The sequence below is a fragment of the Mesorhizobium sp. M1006 genome (genome assembly GCF_040318825.1).
In the GTDB taxonomy this organism is placed as follows: domain Bacteria; phylum Pseudomonadota; class Alphaproteobacteria; order Rhizobiales; family Rhizobiaceae; genus Mesorhizobium.
The window spans coordinates 17,594-33,820 of record NZ_JAMYMZ010000051.1 but is presented as its reverse complement, the minus strand read 5'-3'; the positions used below and the strand labels follow the sequence as shown (position 1 = coordinate 33,820).

At 61.2% G+C, this 16,227-nt stretch carries 19 protein-coding genes; 9 read left to right on the top strand and 10 right to left on the bottom strand.

All coding sequences use genetic code 11. The features are described from left to right. Nucleotides 1-94: 94 nt before the first annotated feature. The 3 genes from NKH60_RS29435 to NKH60_RS29425 form a co-directional block, all read right to left on the bottom strand. A complete protein-coding gene (locus tag NKH60_RS29435) occupies nt 95-463 on the bottom strand; it encodes a hypothetical protein (protein WP_352501682.1) in 369 nt (122 codons plus the stop codon). Nucleotides 464-551: 88 nt separating this feature from the next. Next, entirely contained in the window at nt 552-1,034 is a 483-nt protein-coding gene (locus NKH60_RS29430) for a DUF2155 domain-containing protein (RefSeq protein ID WP_023674819.1), read from the bottom strand. A gap of 156 nt (nt 1,035-1,190) precedes the next feature. Next, the gene (locus tag NKH60_RS29425) at nt 1,191-1,589 is read right to left on the bottom strand and encodes an NADH:ubiquinone oxidoreductase subunit NDUFA12 (protein ID WP_352472760.1); all 399 of its coding nucleotides are present in this window, start codon (nt 1,587-1,589) and stop codon (nt 1,191-1,193) included. 255 nt (nt 1,590-1,844) lie between these two features. On the opposite strand from NKH60_RS29425, the gene NKH60_RS29420 reads away from it, so the two are divergent. The 5 genes from NKH60_RS29420 (at nt 1,845) to NKH60_RS29400 (ending at nt 6,860) form a co-directional block, all read left to right on the top strand. Then, nucleotides 1,845-3,005 (top strand): helix-turn-helix transcriptional regulator, encoded by a 1,161-nt coding sequence (locus NKH60_RS29420; RefSeq protein WP_352593827.1) that lies wholly within the window; start codon nt 1,845-1,847, stop codon nt 3,003-3,005. Nucleotides 3,006-3,213: 208 nt separating this feature from the next. Continuing rightward, entirely contained in the window at nt 3,214-4,614 is a 1,401-nt protein-coding gene (locus NKH60_RS29415; RefSeq protein WP_352835973.1) for an ArnT family glycosyltransferase, read from the top strand. 94 nt (nt 4,615-4,708) lie between these two features. Next, nucleotides 4,709-5,008: a hypothetical protein gene (locus tag NKH60_RS29410; protein ID WP_352472757.1), complete on the top strand. Its 300-nt coding sequence runs from the start codon at nt 4,709-4,711 to the stop codon at nt 5,006-5,008. Between the two features lie 147 nt (nt 5,009-5,155). Continuing rightward, a complete protein-coding gene (locus tag NKH60_RS29405) occupies nt 5,156-6,367 on the top strand; it encodes a hypothetical protein (RefSeq protein ID WP_352501643.1) in 1,212 nt (403 codons plus the stop codon). A 151-nt stretch (nt 6,368-6,518) separates the two neighbouring features. After that, nucleotides 6,519-6,860, top strand: coding sequence for a hypothetical protein (locus tag NKH60_RS29400; RefSeq protein ID WP_352501642.1), 342 nt, complete (start codon nt 6,519-6,521; stop codon nt 6,858-6,860). 16 nt (nt 6,861-6,876) lie between these two features. Here NKH60_RS29400 and NKH60_RS29395 read toward each other — a convergent pair whose 3' ends face one another. The 4 genes from NKH60_RS29395 to NKH60_RS29380 form a co-directional block, all read right to left on the bottom strand. After that, complete coding sequence (locus NKH60_RS29395; RefSeq protein ID WP_352501641.1) at nt 6,877-7,365, bottom strand: GNAT family N-acetyltransferase; 489 nt, start codon at nt 7,363-7,365, stop codon at nt 6,877-6,879. Nucleotide 7,366: 1 nt separating this feature from the next. Next, nucleotides 7,367-8,866, bottom strand: coding sequence for an Asp-tRNA(Asn)/Glu-tRNA(Gln) amidotransferase subunit GatB (gene gatB / locus NKH60_RS29390; protein ID WP_352501640.1), 1,500 nt, complete (start codon nt 8,864-8,866; stop codon nt 7,367-7,369). 189 nt (nt 8,867-9,055) lie between these two features. Then, on the bottom strand, nt 9,056-9,487 hold the full coding sequence (locus tag NKH60_RS29385; RefSeq protein WP_023674810.1) for a CBS domain-containing protein: 432 nt from the start codon (nt 9,485-9,487) through the stop codon (nt 9,056-9,058). Nucleotides 9,488-9,587: 100 nt separating this feature from the next. Next, nucleotides 9,588-10,355 carry a rhomboid family intramembrane serine protease gene (locus tag NKH60_RS29380; RefSeq protein WP_352614202.1) on the bottom strand — a complete coding sequence of 256 codons (768 nt, stop codon included), beginning with the start codon at nt 10,353-10,355 and terminating at the stop codon, nt 9,588-9,590. Between the two features lie 392 nt (nt 10,356-10,747). On the opposite strand from NKH60_RS29380, the gene NKH60_RS29375 reads away from it, so the two are divergent. From NKH60_RS29375 to NKH60_RS29360, 4 genes are all read left to right on the top strand, one after another. Beyond that, complete coding sequence (locus NKH60_RS29375) at nt 10,748-11,386, top strand: PAS domain-containing protein (protein ID WP_023674809.1); 639 nt, start codon at nt 10,748-10,750, stop codon at nt 11,384-11,386. A gap of 117 nt (nt 11,387-11,503) precedes the next feature. Next, nucleotides 11,504-12,121 (top strand): PilZ domain-containing protein, encoded by a 618-nt coding sequence (locus NKH60_RS29370; protein ID WP_352541383.1) that lies wholly within the window; start codon nt 11,504-11,506, stop codon nt 12,119-12,121. Nucleotides 12,122-12,516: 395 nt separating this feature from the next. Further along, nucleotides 12,517-13,116, top strand: a complete 600-nt coding sequence (locus NKH60_RS29365; RefSeq protein WP_352472794.1) for a transglutaminase-like cysteine peptidase — start codon at nt 12,517-12,519, stop codon at nt 13,114-13,116. A 367-nt stretch (nt 13,117-13,483) separates the two neighbouring features. Further along, complete coding sequence (locus NKH60_RS29360) at nt 13,484-14,107, top strand: hypothetical protein (protein ID WP_352472750.1); 624 nt, start codon at nt 13,484-13,486, stop codon at nt 14,105-14,107. 97 nt (nt 14,108-14,204) lie between these two features. Here NKH60_RS29360 and NKH60_RS29355 read toward each other — a convergent pair whose 3' ends face one another. From NKH60_RS29355 to NKH60_RS29345, 3 genes are all read right to left on the bottom strand, one after another. Next, the gene (locus NKH60_RS29355) at nt 14,205-14,804 is read right to left on the bottom strand and encodes a short chain dehydrogenase (RefSeq protein ID WP_352874329.1); all 600 of its coding nucleotides are present in this window, start codon (nt 14,802-14,804) and stop codon (nt 14,205-14,207) included. Next, complete coding sequence (locus NKH60_RS29350) at nt 14,801-15,169, bottom strand: MerR family transcriptional regulator (RefSeq protein ID WP_352874328.1); 369 nt, start codon at nt 15,167-15,169, stop codon at nt 14,801-14,803. Before NKH60_RS29350 ends, NKH60_RS29355 begins: the two co-directional genes overlap by 4 nt. 122 nt (nt 15,170-15,291) lie before the next feature. Beyond that, complete coding sequence (locus NKH60_RS29345; RefSeq protein ID WP_352541384.1) at nt 15,292-16,188, bottom strand: LysR family transcriptional regulator; 897 nt, start codon at nt 16,186-16,188, stop codon at nt 15,292-15,294. Between the last annotated feature and the right edge of the window lie 39 nt (nt 16,189-16,227).

Genomic DNA, 16,227 nt, shown 5'->3' with positions numbered 1-16,227 from the left:
CGAAAGCTCATCATCCTCGCAAACGCACTACTCAGGGACAATCGGACCTGGACACCATCTCTCCCTTGACCAACACGGATACTCTTGCGGCCGGTCAGCCTTTTGCTGCCGTCACCAGCGGCGTCTGTGCGTGGAACATCATCTTCCAGCCATTGACGCGGTGGACATAGCCGGTGCTGACCAGCGCCGCATAGGCTTCGCCATCTTGCCGCGTCGCACGCGCCTCGTAGGTCAGCATGACGATGTCGCTGCCCGGCTCGATGATGCCCTTGAGGTCGATGTCGAGATCGCGCCAGCGGTTCGGGTCCGTGGCAGTTGCGGCCAGATCGGTATTGCTCATCACCCGCGCCATCTGCGGGAAAGCCACCAGGCAGTCGGTATCGGCATTGGCCTTGAAATAGTCGGTACCGCCGCTCCAGAATCCCCTTTCGATGTCGAGAAGTTCGTTCTTGTTGGCCATCATCATGGCAACCTCCTCCGTAGAGAGGCACCAACGCTCGGGCAACGCGGCGGTTCCGCAGGGCGCGGTATGCGCCGCGCACTGACAGATTCTAGTTGGTTTTGGGGGCGGCGGGTGCCGGCACGTCGGACTTCTGCTTGCAGCCCTTCAGCCAGATATCATAAACGGCATGCTCGACGGCGTTGATCCCGGGGCTTTCGGCAAACATCCAGCCGGTGAAGATACGGCGTATTTTCCGATCGAGCGTGATCTCGTCGACCTCGACGAACGAATCCGTCTTCGGCTCTTCGTTTTCGGGCCGCGAATAGCAGATGCGCGGCGTCACCTGCAAAGCGCCGAACTGAACCGTCTCGTCGATATAAACATCGAAGGTGATGATACGGCCGGTGATCTTGTCAATGCCGGCGAATTCAGCGACTGGATTGGTGATGCGCTCGGATACTGCCGGTGCTGCAGGCGCCACCGACGCGTCCGGCGCAGGCGGCGCCAATTCCTGCGCAGTAGCGAGCGCCACCATAGAAGCGAGAACGACCGCGGTTAATCCGCCCGTCAAAATTCGGCTGAACATGCTCATGCAAGGTCCGGTGGTTTGCGCCCGGGTGATTCTCTTAACGCCAAGGCTAGTTGCTGCTGTCGGATCAGCAAACAGCTAAACAGCAATTGTGGCGACAAAGGACCGCCCTCGTGGGGACCGCCCCCGTAGGGACCGCGCGCGTGTCGCGGCGATCGATCACGAACCAGGCGTCCAGGCGTCGTAGTCGCCCGTCACCTGCGGACGATGCTGGTTGGTCAGCACCGAGCCCTTCGGCCGATAGGCCGCGGGGCTGCCGGTGAGGTTCGGCACATGCGGCTTTTGCCAGTCGCGTGGCTTGTAGTCTTCGCTTGGCGGCGCAACGTCGACACGATGATGGATCCAGCCATGCCAGCCGGGCGGAATCGCCGAGGCTTCCGAATAGTCGCGGTAGATGACCCAGCGACGGGTGCGGCCTTCCGAATCGACGCCGCCCTCATAGTAGACATTGCCGACCTCGTCCTGCCCGACCTCCTTGCCGTGCCGCCAGGTGTGGAAGCGCGTTCCCAATGTCTGGCTATTCCACCAGGTGAAAAACTGCAGAAGGAAAGTCTTCATCCAAATCCTCGTGGCAAGTCCTTGAAGCAAGTCCTCGCGGCAGCTGCGGCGCCTGTTCCTGCTTATGGCGTCACGGCATTGCGAAGGCAAGGGTCTTGCCGCAACAGGCGAGCAAATGGCTGACGGGAAAGCGATACGTTCATGCTATTTTCGCGGCCGTCCGAAGCAGATGAAATAGGTTGTTGGCAACCTTACGCAGCGTTATTCTAGCAGTTGAAGCTTCGTTGCCTCAAGGACGGCAAATGAGAGGGGCTCATGTCATCGCTGGCGGGCACGGCCGGTCGCGCATTGCCGCAGGTCGTTGAGGCGATCTACGATTCGATTGCCGACGTCGACCGCTGGCAGGCGACACTCGAGGCCATCTGCAATCTGGCGGAAGGCCAGCTTGCCATGCTCGCCGTCATCGACACGATCAGCAGCTCCGCGCGATTTTCGGTGTCCTGCGGCGATCCCGCAGTTCTTGAGCCGTTGAAGCATGACTACGGCTCGCAAGTGCCGTTCTATGCGGCGGTTCCCAAGATGGAGATCGACGTGCCGTTCACCGTCGATTCGATCTACGCTTTGCAAGGCCCGGATACGCGACAGAGATGGCTCGAAAGCCGCATCGTGCGCGAATGGGTGCAACCCAACCGCCTGGACGATTTCTTCTGGGTGGCGTTGATGAAGCGGCCGACCCGGATCGGCACGTTGATGGTGGTGACCGACAAGGACAGGCGCCAGATTTCCCGCGAGGATCTCGAGCTTGTCAGCCTGCTGGCACCGCATGTGCGGCGCGCGGTGACCATCGGCGACCTGTTCGAAGCCGAGCGGCGCAAGGCGGAAATCTTCCGTTCCATCATCGAAAGCCTCGACCATCCGGTGCTGATCGTGGCCGAAGACATGACCATCATCTTCGCCAACCCGTCAGCCGAAGCGCTGCTCGCCGAAAACATCTCGGTCGCTTGCGTGCGTGGACAGCTTTCCTTCACCTATGCCAACGCCAACGCCGCGATCGGCCGTGCCGTCCAGCTCGGCACGCGCGACGAATTCGCGCTCGGACCTTGCGGCATCAACATTCCCCTGGCCAGGACGGTCGTTCCGGCAGTGGCCCATGTCATGCCGCTGGCGCGGCGTGAAATCTCGGCGCGCATCTCGCAACGCGCCGCCGCAGCGATCTTCATCGCCGCGGCCGGTTCGACACCGACCCCGGCGCTGGACGCCATTGCGGCGCTGTTCGGACTGACCGCGGCAGAAAGGCGAGTCGCCGGTCACGTTGCCGCCGGCCTGACGCGAAAGGAAATCGCCGCGGCCGGCGGCGTCTCGGACGGCACCGTCAAGTCGCAGCTGGCGACGATCTTCGACAAGACCGGTACCGGCGATCAGCGCGAGCTCGAACTGTTGATGCGCGAATTGTCACCGCCGTTGCGCTCCAGTTGATTTTGCTCAGGTTCCCCGGACCGGCAGCGGTCCAAAAGACTCGGCCGGTAAGTTTTTCAAACCTTTGACACCATCGTCCGCAAAATCTGGGAAACGAAACCGGCATCGTTGCAATTCGGCCAAAATCATGGTGCGGTCGTTCGCGGTCCAGAAACGCGGCACTATGCTCGGCTGGAATGAAAATGGTTTCTGGCGCGGATCTCGATCTTTGACACCGACATCTACCGAGCGGCTGCTCCCCTACCTCTTTCTGCTTGGGCTGATCGTAATCGCGGTCGCTTTCCGGCCACTGCTGCCCGTCGACGAAACGCGATATCTCAGCGTCACCTGGGAAATGTATCTGAGCGGACAGATCTTCGTCCCGACGATGAATTTCGCGCCCTATCTGCAGAAGCCGCCACTGCTGTTTTGGCTGATCGACCTTGTCTGGAACATTTTCGGCGCCAGCCGGCCGGCGGCGATGCTGGTCATCTTCGCCGCCTCCTCGCTCGTCATCTGGCTGACGACGGCGTTGGCAAAGACCCTGTTTCCGGGCCGCGACGACATCGCGCGGCGCATCCCCTGGCTGGTTGCCGGAAGCAGCGTGTTCGTCATCTATTCGACGCTGATCCTGTTCGACCTGTTGCTGACGGTCTTTGTGCTCGCCGCGCTGTTGTCGTTGATTGCCTTTGCCCGCAGCGGCAACCGCTGGCAGGCCGTTCTGGCCGGGCTGTTCATCGGCATGGGCGTGCTGACGAAAGGCCCAGTGGTGCTGATCCATATCGGCGCGCCCATCCTGTTCTACCCGTTCTGGCGCGACCGGCGGGCGGGACTGACGACACCGAACTTCCTCGCTGGAGTGGGCCTGGCCCTGCTCGCCGCACTAATTCCGGTGGCGATCTGGCTGGTGCCGGCGACCATCCTGACAAAAGGCAATTTCGTTTATGATCTCGTCTGGAACCAGTCGGCGGGGCGCGTCACCGGCAATTTGCGCAATTCGCATGGCCGGCCGTTCTATTTCTATCTGCTGCTGCTGCCCGTCATGTTCATACCGTGGATCTTCATACCCGAGGTGTGGCGGTTGAAGCTGCGCACGCGGATACGCAACCTGATCGACGCGAAGTCGCCGGATCTGCGCGCCTTGCGCCTGCTGTCATTCTCGTTCGTTGCCGTGTTTCTGGTGTTCAGCGCGATATCCGGCAAGCAGCCTCATTATGTCGTGCCGATGTTGCCGTTCGTGGTCATCCTGTTCGGCTATTTCATGGCGGAGATCCCGCTCGCCAGGCTGAAGAGCTCGGCCATCGTCATGCTTGTCATTTTCGGCATTGGCCACGCGGTGGCATCGGCAACCGCGTTCAAACGCTATGATCTGACGCCGCTCGCCAACTTCATCTACGAGCGAAAGGATGCGGACTGGGCCGTGGCTTTCGACTATCAGGGCGAAGTCGGCTTCCTGGCCCGGTTGCAAAAGCCGTTCGAAAGCACCGACAAACCGGAAGAATGGCTTGGCTCGCATCCCAGCGGCTATGTCATCGACAAGGTTTCCAAGGATCCCGGCACTGCAGGGCAAATCGCGTTCCGGCTTCGCGTCGAACGCGGCTATCTCGTCGTGCTGAAGGGACAGCATTGACGATCGTCACCGGTATGCGAGTTCGTCCCCCGCGCGGGAGATGAAGGCGTTGCTGCTTCGTGGTTCCATCGCTCGATAGAACCGGGAGGTATTCATGCGCAAGCTCATCTCGACGACGCTTTTTGCCGTATCGCTCGCTGTGGCCGGCCTTGCCGCCGATCCGGCATGGAGCTTCAAATGTCAGTCCGGAACGATTGGGCAAGGCAGTTGCTCCTGCTCCGGGACCGCCGACTGCACCGATATGCGGCATTCCAAAATGTGCAAGGGCGACCTGAACTGCGGTTCGGGCAAATGCTCCTGCACGGCCGCATTGGTAGTCGACCCCGGCCCGAAAACCCCCAAGCCCAAGGTCGTCGCGCCGATGGCGACAACCAAAGGCGTCGTGAAGCAGTAGATATCCAATCCGAAAGGACGGCGGCTCGACGTCGCTGGGCCGGCCCGATGTTTCGCGGTTCGTCCCCCAGGCGGGCGATGAACCGCTGTCGAAGAAATGGTGTTGTCTAGCCGGAGGGTGGTTTCCAACCGAAAGAGCGAGGATACCATGTTGAAAACCTGCACGATGCTGTTCTTCTGCCTGATGGCGGCCGCCGCGGCCGCCCAGCCGCCGCCTTCGGGGCCGCCGGTTCCCAGTGCGGCACTTGCCCCATGCAACGCCACACAATCGAACAGGCCCTGCAAAGCCGAACTCGGCGTGTTCCTGATCACCAACACCGTCCGCAACCTGGCGCAAGCCAAGGTCGACGCCACCAACGCACAGCTGGCCGCCCAGGGACGATCGTCACGCGCATCGATCGAATCGCTGAAGCAATGGCGGCCGTCGCGCTTTGCGACGCAGATGCTGAACCAGCCGAACAGCTGGTTTGTCAAAGTTCCTTACATCCTGACCATCAAAGTCTCGATCCCGGTGACCTCCGACCGCCACATCGGCATTCCCATAGACGTCAACGTCTTCTGCAGCGGCTGGCAGACCGATTCCAGCCAGGTCATCATCCGCTCGCAACCCGGCCCAGCGAGCTTCGAGGGCGGCAACATCCTCGAAGACGTTTTCAACGTCGGCAATTACATCGACGCTCAGGTACGCAGCTCGTTTTCGGCACCCCTGCCGGTGACGACGCCGGTTCCAAATTCGAAATGCTCGGCAATAGACGGCTCCGATGCCGGCACGCAGGCCACCGGCGATGATCTCATCTTCTGGACGGTGCCGCGGCGCAACCTGGTGGTGACGGACGCCATAGCCAAGCCGACGGTTGAAGTGACCTTCGACAGCCTCACACGCCTGCCAGCCCGCGACTTCCACAACAATGTCGTCTATGCGGAATCCGAGGCCATAAACCTCAACGTCTATGCCAATGAGGATGGCCGTCAGAAGGCGCTGACGATGCGCGAAGGCGACGTGGCTGCGCTGAACCTTCCCGCAGTACGGCTGGACGCGCGAAAATACGATTCGCTGGTCGTCATCGGCAATGTCGACCAGCCGCCGAACGACCCCAGAGACAGCGCCTTCGCAGTAGCGGCCAAGACTGCGGGATTCGGTGCCGGTTCCAAGATCATGCAGATCCCGAAGTGGTATTCGAGGCCGCCGGACCAGTTCAATCCCAAGCCTACATGGATCAGAGTTCCCGGCTATGAGCTGCACTATACGGTACGCTATCTCAACAGCGGCGGGCTGGCCGTCGATGGTGGAACCAGTACGGTCCGGCCTCCAAAAGTCGCCGTTCCGATAGAGACGCTCATCAAGCCGAAAACGCCCTGACGCGGCCGCTCGCGGATGACGGCGGCGGTTCAGACCGCTGCCGCCTTCCCCCGCGCGGCAGATGCGGCAGCACCGGCATCATGGCCTGATCTTGCCGGAACAAACGCGCCGCTGCGCCACGAGCGAGCGGCGCCATCGATGGAGACAAACGATGCAGCACCTTCCCCTCACCATGCCCGCCGTCAGGATCATTGCGGCAATCTCGCTGCTTGCCTTCCCGAACTTCCTGCCGCCGGTCACGAGCCCGGCGAACGCGCTGCCGGTCAGCCAATCCTGCCGGATCACCACCTATTACAAGACTGCGGCAAAGGCGACGGAGGTTGGCGTGCGCTCGACGTGCCAGGGCGTCAAAAAATGGGGCGTCACCTCGAAATATTACGAGGTGGAAAAAATCGAAGCCGCCACGCCCCCGCACACGTCGGGCGGCGGCGGCAGCCTGCCGTGCGAGTTTCTCGCTGCCGGCTGCTCCAACCTGCCTGAGAAACGCAACTGAGCGCCAGGCAAACGAGCTAGCCGATCGCCTTCTCTAAAACCAGCGCCGGCAATCCCGAGGCGCCGCCGCAATCGGCCGTGTTGCCGGCGGGCAAGAACCCCCTCGAGCGGTAGAAGGCGACAGCCGGAGCATTTGCTTCCTCGACCTCGACACGCAGCGTCCGGGCCTCCGGAAAGCTGGCCTCGATCTCGTCCAGCAGCGCCTGGCCGATGCCTTGCCTCTGCCAGGCCGGATGCACGTAAAGCTGGTTCAGCATGACGATCCTGGCATCCGTGGTAGCGGCGGCGAAAGCCATGCCGCCGATGTTTTTGCCGTCGTCGGCGACCAGGAACTCCGAGTTCGGCCGCGTCAGCCGTGCCTTGAGCGCGGCGATAGAATGCCATTCATCGGTGATTTCGGTGACCCGCGGCCCGCCGTAGATGGCATCATAGGTGGCATGCCATGTCTCGACCAGCAATGCGCGCACCGCCGCAAGATCGCGCTCGCCGGCGGTGCGGACGAACATCCTACTCGATCCCGAGCCTGGCCTTGACCAGCTCGTTGACCGCTTGCGGATTGGCCTTGCCGCCGGTCGCCTTCATCACCTGGCCAACGAACCAGCCGGCCATGGTCGGCTTGGCGCGCGCCTGTTCGACCTTGTCCGGGTTGGCAGCGATCACCTCGTCCACCGCCTTTTCGATGGCGCCGGTATCGGTGACCTGCTTCATGCCGCGGCTTTCGACCAGCTGACGCGGATCGCCGCCCTCGTTCCAGACGATCTCGAACAGATCCTTGGCGATCTTGCCGGAGATGGTGCCTTCCTTGATCAGGTCGATGACCGCGCCGAGCTGATCGGGCGAAACCGGAGCATTTTCAATACTCTTGCCGGCTCTGTTCAACGCACCCAGCAAATCGTTGATGACCCAGTTGGCGGCAAGCTTGCCATCGCGACCAGCGGCCACCTTCTCGAAATAGTCGGCGACCGCCTTTTCCGATACCAGGATCGAGGCGTCGTAGGTCGACAGGCCGAGCGAGGTGATCAGCCGCGCCTTTTTCGCGTCGGGAAGTTCCGGCAGGTCCTTTGCCAACGCGTCGATATAGGCCTGGTCGAATTCCAGCGGCAGAAGGTCGGGATCGGGGAAATAGCGGTAGTCGTGCGCTTCTTCCTTGGAACGCATCGAGCGCGTTTCGCCCTTGTTGGGGTCGAACAGCCGCGTTTCCTGGTCGATCTTGCCGCCGTCCTCCAGGATGGCGATCTGGCGGCGCGCCTCGTAGTCGATGGCCTGGCCGATGAAACGGATGGAGTTGACGTTCTTGATCTCGCAGCGCGTGCCGAATTCGCCGCCGGGCCGGCGCACCGAGACGTTGACGTCGGCGCGCAGCGAGCCTTCGTCCATATTGCCGTCGCACGTGCCGAGGTAGCGCACGATGGTGCGCAGCTTGGTGACATAGGCCTTGGCTTCATCGGCGGAGCGCATATCCGGCTTGGAGACGATCTCCATCAGCGCCACGCCGGAGCGGTTGAGATCGACATAGGACATCGTCGCATGCTGGTCGTGCATCGACTTGCCGGCGTCCTGCTCCAGATGCAGGCGCTCGATGCCGACCTCGATGTCCTCGAATTCGCCCTGCCGGTCCGGGCCGACCGAGACGATCACCTTCCCCTCGCCGACGATCGGCTGCTTGAACTGCGAGATCTGGTAGCCCTGCGGCAGGTCGGGATAGAAATAGTTTTTCCTGTCGAAGACCGATTTGTGGTTGATCTCGGCCTTCAGGCCCAGCCCGGTGCGGATCGCCTGCTTGACGCATTCCTCGTTGATGACCGGCAGCATGCCGGGCATCGCCGCGTCGACCAGGCTGACATTGGCGTTGGGCGCGGCGCCGAAAATGGTCGAGGCGCCGGAAAACAGCTTTGCCTGCGAGGTCACCTGCGCGTGGACCTCGAGGCCGATGATGATCTCCCAGTCGCCGGTGGCGCCGGGAACCAGGCGCTTGGCGTCGGGCGTGCGGGTGTCGATAATGCTCATAAGGGCCTGCATACTGAAATTGCGGATATGCGAGAACGCATATTTTGCTGTGCAACTTCGCTAGTGCAAACCGCCAAAAGAGACAAGCGCAAAGCCGCAGGCGCCGACGCGGCACAGGCCCGCACCTGCCGCGACGAACTGCGATAGCAGCTTGAAAAATCGACCTGCCGGCAACCCGGCCGCCGTCACCTATGCCGTGGCGATATAGGCCCTGATCTCCTCGGCCTCGCGCTCGACATCCTCGATGCGCCGCTTGACCACGTCGCCGATCGACACGATGCCGTCGAGCAGCCCGTTCTTTTCCACCGGCAGATGGCGGAAGCGGCCCTTGGTCATGATCTCCATGACCTCGTTGACGGTGTGGTTCTCATTGCAGATCTTCACCTTGGGCGTCATCGCCGAGCGGACGGCAAGGTCGAGCGCCGCCGCCCCCTCCTTGGCGAGAACCCGCACCACATCGCGCTCGGAAAGAATGCCGACGATCTTGTGATCGCCATTGGTGATGACCAGCGCGCCGATCCTGTGTTCGGAAAGCATGCGGATGGCTTCGCTGAGCTTTTCGTTCGGCCCGAGCGTCACCACGTCGTGGCCTTTTGCCTCGAGAATTGCCTTAACAGTCATGGCGTCCTCCTCTGCATTTCCTGCCGGCTCCTGCCCTGGCCGGCTTGCCCTGGGATGAACATGGTGCGCCGCGAACGGTTGCATTTCAAGTGCGGCCGTCTCAGGTCTCCGGCTCGTCCGCCTGCCGGGGCACCTGCTCTCGCCGATCAAAAAACCGCAGGCCGAAAAAGCCGGCAAGAAAGCCGCCAATATGGGCTTCCCAGGCGATCTGGCCGTCAATGCCAGGCGCCAGGCCGAAGAGGCCGGTCGCGAGGTTGATCACCATCCACATGGCGAGAAAGGTGACGACGCCGCGCGAGCGCAGCACCGCCGCCATCGGCAAAGGCTGGCCGGCGAAGGCGGCCTTGCCCGACGATCGGTCGATGCGGAAGCCGTAGCGTGCCGCCGCGCCCATCATGCCGGAAATCGCGCCGGAGGCGCCGACCAGCGGCGCCTCGCCAAGCGGGTGCATGGCCCAGAACAGCGCCACCGCCGCCAGTCCAGTCGCGGCGAAGAACAGGCTGAAGCGCAGCGCGCCGAAGCGGTTGGCCAACGGTGAGCCGAAGGCCGCGAGCCACACCATGTTGATGGCAAGATGGGCAAAGCCGCCATGCAGGAAGGCATAGGTAAAGGGGCTCGAAAACGCGAAGAAATCCAGATCGAAGCGGCCCGAATAGCGGATGGGGACAAAGGCAGCCCGGACAAGCAGTTCGAAATCCTGGTCGTCGGTCAGCCAATAGACCCGGATCAGATGGACCGCGACGCAGATGCCGATCACCGCCAGCACCACGGGCGGCAGGTTGAACACCGGTTCGCGGCGCTCCGGTTCGCGGGCGACAGGCCCGCTCTCGCCCTGCTCGATCTCCGGTGGGCTTTCTGGGTCGCTCATATGGCTTGCACTCAGTCGCTGGATTGGACTTGGCGAGCATGTAGATCACGGCCAACCGAATCACAAACGGCGAATCAGCAGCCCCGAATCAAAAAAGAAGCCGTCCAAGGTTTCCCTTGAACGGCTGGTCGAGCCCCCTTGCTCCCCCTGAACTCTTGACTGAAGTGCTGCCGATCGTCGCAAAACGACCGCTTCTGGAGTGGTTTTGGTGTGCCACAGGCCTGGCCGGCGCGCAACGTAAACCAGTTGTTAACCTTAACCGCCCCGACCCGTGAACAAGTATTAACGATGCTGGCACGCATCCTGCTCCGCAACGCATGTAGGTCTTCGGAGGGCGCCCTTCTGTTCACCGATGGGACATCAGAAGACAGAATGCGCGGAGCAGCATTAGCATGAACCAGACCGGATCGATCACGCTGTTCCATTATTGGAACCGGTTGCGTGACGGACGCCCTGCCCCGAAGCGCTCGGAAGTCGAACCCGCCGACATCAAGTCGCTGCTGGCCGACACGTTCATCCTGGAAAAGGACACGCGCGGCGAAGCGGTGTTCCGGCTCGCCGGCACCAGGCTCTGCGCGGTCTATGGCCGCGAACTCAAGGGGTTTTCATTCCCTTCGCTGTGGCGCGAGAAGGACCAGCGGCTGATCTCGAAGCTGACCGATGGCGTCTTCGACCTGAAATCGGTGGTGCTCATCACCTATGAAGGTTTCAGCCGCAGCGGCCGTTCCAACAGGTTCGAGCTGCTCGCGCTGCCGCTCGACGGCGGTGTCGAGAGCCCGCGTTGCCTCGGCGTGATAAGCGCCGTCGAAAAGCCCTTCTGGCTGGGCGCCGACCCGGTTCTCGACGCCTTGATCGATTCGATCCGCGTCGTCGATCCCGACAAGGAGCCGATGTTCCCGGGGAACCGTCCGGCGATCGAGGTTCCCTCGCTCGCCCCATCGGAATTCGACCCGCCCGAGACGATTTCGGCGCTCGGCCAGGCCCGCCGCATCCGTCACCTGGTCGTCTTCGACGGCGGACGCGAGGAATGATGCCCAAAGCTTAAAGCAACAGCGCCGGGCTTTCCCCTTTGTTAACCTGCTTTGTTGTAGTTTTCCGCTGAAATTCCCCGCATCCATGCGCGGAATGCCGAACGGGGTATGGCAGTGATGAGGTCAGCGGCGGTCGACCATGCGCCGTCCCAAGCTGAAAGGCGTAACTTTCAGCGCGTCCGCGTGAAAATTTACGGACGTTTCATGCTCGAAGACCGCACCGAACATCCCTGCCAGGTGGTCGACATGTCGCCCGGCAACGTCGCGCTGCGCACCGAGCGCGCCGGCCTGGCTGGCGAAAAGGTCATTGCCTATATCGATCACATCGGCCGCATCGAAGGCGTCATCACCCGCACTTTGCAGGATGGCTTTGCGATGACCGTCATCGCGTCGGACCGCAAGAGGGACAAGCTCGCCGCGCAACTGACCTGGCTTGCCAACAAGCACGAGCTCGACCTGCCGGAAGACCGCCGCCATGAACGCGTGGCGCCGCGCAACCCGACGAGCGTGCTGCAGCTTGCCGACGGGCGCCAGTACCAGTGCCGCATCATCGACCTGTCGCTGTCTGGCGCGGCGATCGAGATCGACGTCAAGCCGGCCATCGGCGTCCAGGTGACGCTGGGCACCATGCGCGGCCAGATAGTGCGGCATTTCGAAGATGGCGTCGCCATCGAGTTCGCCGTCATCCAGCGGCCGGAAACGCTCGATACCGAATTCAGCTCGTCGCGCGGCTGACGCGGAAGCGTCAGCACTATAGGGAAGAGAGAGGCTGGCGATCCTTCGCGCCCCCTCTGTCTTGCCCTCTTTGCCACCACTTGGCATCTCCCCCACGAGGGGGGAGATCGGCTTTCAAAACGGCTTTCACCAATCTCAAGCGTCGCAGAATGAGCGGGACGCCGGAACTGCCAATCTCCCCGCTTGTGGGGGAGATGTCCGGCAGGACAGAGGGGGGCGCTGTCCCGCTGTCGCGGATGCACCCAAAGGGCACCCTAACAATTCTATATTCAATTGTGTCAAATTTTATGTTTATTCTATTGGCGTTTTACTTAATGTCTACTTCGCGCTTTTGCGTCAAATAAATCCAGCCGTGTCATTGTCTCCTCAAACGGGGAGACTGAATAATGAACAGGATGAGGGGCAAGCTGTTGCTGGCGGCAATAGCGATGCAGCTTTTCGGTTGGGGGACTGTAAACGCGGCGGAGCCGGCCTTCATGCACACCGGCGGCCGCACCACGCAGCCGGTCGGACACTACGAATTGTGCCAGCAGCTTCCGCAGGAATGCAATCAGAGGACGCCTGGCCGGGCACCCGTCGAGCTGACCCGCAAGCTGTGGACGACGATTGTCAAGGTCAACAATTCGGTCAACAGCAGGGTCGCGCCGCGCACCGACATGGAGATGTGGGGCAAGGAGGAAGTCTGGTCCTTTCCCAATAGCGGCTTCGGCGACTGCGAGGACTATGCGCTGGAAAAGCGCCGCGAGCTGATGAGCATCGGCGTGCCGGCCGGCGATCTGCTGATGACGGTGGTGCGCCAGCGCAATGGCGACGGCCATGCGGTGCTGACCGTGCGCACCAGCCTTGGCGAGTTCATCCTCGACAATCTCCAGCCCAAGGTGCTGTCCTGGACCAATACCGGCTACACCTACCTGAAGCGCCAGTCCGAGCGGAATTCCGGCGCCTGGGTGACGATCAACGACGGCCGCTCCGACGCGGTCGCCAGCGTCCGCTGAGGACGCCAAGGCATGTCGCCCAAAAGCGCGTAGCGGTTTTGGGATAACGACATGCATAAAACAGAGGTTAAGTGCGTCGCATGACTTCGCGCTTTAGGAGAAACCCGGTCGAGTCCCCACCCTCCCCGTCCCCAACGACCGGGTTTAAGGAGCCGGCCCCGTCCCCGGGCCGGCTCCACCATTTCTGGCGGCACTGGGGTCCTGGTGGTGACAATCCGACGCTTGGTGTCCATTGGGATCGCGGGAGACCACATCTTTACGGACCTGCGACGTTGCCGCAAAACGCTTCTTCTGCGACGTTGCAAAAATCAGATGCAAAACTGTCGTTTTAATCGGGCGTTTCGCGAAAGATCAGGAGCAAAGCAGCGTGTCGATAAATGCTCTTCCAGAAGAGATCACGCACAACTTTCATCCGGAAGGCCCTTTCCTTGCAAATCTGTGTGATTTGCCGCCCGCCGAAGCTGAGGAGATTTTACAAAGGCATCGAGATTTGGGCAGGCGGACGATCAAAGCAAACTACCTTCGCCGGAGAATGGACACCGAAACGTGGCTCATTGGTGAGCGGCAGCGACTCTTGGGTAACACGCGCCGGAACAGACCAATTTACTTCTTTCTCGGTGATTTTGCGGACGGTAAGGACCCCTCTCGGCCTTGCTCCCTGGTGATGCCGCTTGGAGTATTTTCGCCCAGCGTTCTCACATTTACTTTTCCAGATAGCATGGCCAGTCTTCCAATCGCGACCTTGGAGAGCCATCGGCTCGAACGACGACCTTATCATGGCAAGGTATTCACCTTGGGCGAGATCAGGCGAGTAGTTGCAGAATTCGGCCTACCCGGCGAGCATTGGCGGTCGGATTACCTAAGGCGCTTCGATCGTTTCATTGAGGTCCAAGTCTGGGACGATAGGCCAATCTTAGAATTTTTGGTCGAACAGGGTCAGCCACGTTGTTTGCAGGAAGACAACGAAAGCGAAACGTCGCAAGTATCCTGAGTTTCGCGACAGTTTGCTCTGCCTATCCGGTCAATTGTCTGTTGCAAATGCAAAGATCAGGTGCAGAACTGTCGTTCTAATCGGGAATTTTGCGAAACTACCCGACGATGATCACTTGGCCGGTGATGGCCCCTTCCACGCTCTTCGCGTAGGCCAGCCCCACCCGTTTCGACGAAACGGGCTCGTGACCGGGAAACCATTCGCCATATCTCGGCACGGACACGTCCAGAAGTCCGGGGCTCACAACATTGATGCGGAGACCGCGCGGCATCTCGATCGCCGCACCAAGGACAAAACCGCCGAGCGCGCCGTTTGCTGTTGCTGCCCCTGTTCCCATCCGAATGGGATCGCGGTCGAGCACTCCGCTAGTTAGTGTGAACGAGCCTCCGTCGCTGACAGTGGCTGGCCCTGCCAGGACCAAATTGACCTGCCCCATGACCTTATGGCGCAGGCCCCGCATGAACGTTTCTTCAGTGTACTCGCCAAGCGGTCCGAAATGGACATTGCCTGCTGTCGAGATGATGGCGTCCACCTTGCCGCATTTGGCGTACATGGCATCGACCGATGCGCGGTCGGCCATATCGACCTGAATGTAGCCGCTGGACCGTCCGGCCTTGATGATCTCATGGCGGGAACCTAACTCGTCGCAGACCACTTTCCCGATATCACCTTCGGCGCCGACGACAATAATTCTCATGACAGTTCCTCTGTCATCTCGTCATACCGTTTGAGCTTGTAGGCAAGGACTTCGGCACAGCGATCCAAGGCAGTTCGCCGCTTTTCCAGATGCGCCGCGTGGTCAAGAAGAATCGCTTTCCGTTCGGACAGCGTTTCGTTGCCCCTCTGATTCTGATAGAGCTGTGCAAAGTACCGCATCCGCTCCATGGGCATGCCCGTCTCGCGCAGCGAGGACAGGAGGATAAGCCATTCGACAGTCTCCGCCGAGAAGTCACGCTTTCCATCACTTCCTCGTGCGATCTTCGGAAGCAAATCCAATTTCTCATAGTAGCGGATGGTGTCGATACTCAGTCCGCTTGTAGATGCCGCCTCCGAGATGCGCATGTGTTGCCTACAGTCTGCCGATTCTGCGTTAGGCTACCAAGCTGGAGCAGCTCCAGGTCAAGCGGGAATTACGCCTTCCCCAGCCCGCCCTAAACCGCCACCCGTTTGCCGTCGAAACGCTGTTACTTGCCCCTGATACGGAACGCGTCGACAAAGGCGGAAAACGCCGGAGAGGGATGGCGCCGGCTTGGATAGTACAGGTGGTAACCCTGGAACGTTGGGCACCATTTGGTGAGGACTTCCTGGAGAAGGCCACTCTCAATGTGTGGAAGGACGAGTTCGCGCGGCAGATAGGCCAAGCCCACTCCGTCAAGCGCGGCCTGGATCGCCGGCCCCATGTTGTTAAGCGTCAGTTGTCCCTCGACCCGAGCATTGAACTCGCGCGCTCCTTCCCGCAATTCCCAGGCATAGACCGATCCTGACGTCGGCAGCCGGTAGTTGATGCAGTTATGGTCGGTCAGCTCCTGCGGCGTCTCCGGCGGTGTCCGGTGGGCGAAGTAATGGGGTGAGCCGACCACAGTGTAGGTCACGTCGGCTCCGATGCGCACGGCTACCATATCCCGGGCAATGGACTCGCCCAGACGCACGCCGGCATCGAACTGGCGCTCGACGATGTTGGTGAAGGCGTTGTCGACCACCAACTCGACATTGATATCGGGGAAGTCGCTCAGGAACTTTGGCAGCCGGGCGCGGAAGACAATGTCGACCGAATCGTCGGTGCACACCAGGCGAATGTTGCCGGACGGCCTGTCGCGAAGGACGCCGAGAGCGCTGACCTCAGCCGCGATGCCTTCGAAATGCGGTTCGATGCCTTCCTTGAGGCGTTGACCGGCCGCCGTCGGGGCCACGTCGCGCGTGGTGCGAGACAGAAGACGGACGCCAAGCCGCGACTCCAGCGACTTGATGGTGTGGCTAAGGGCCGAAGGAGTGACCCCGAGCTTGGCGGCTGCTCGGGTGAAGCTCCGCGTCCGGGTGATCTCCAGGAACGCGCGCATTTCGGCGAACTCGTCGCGTGGCATTGATGAGCCTCATTCACAACCACATCAAAATTATACCCG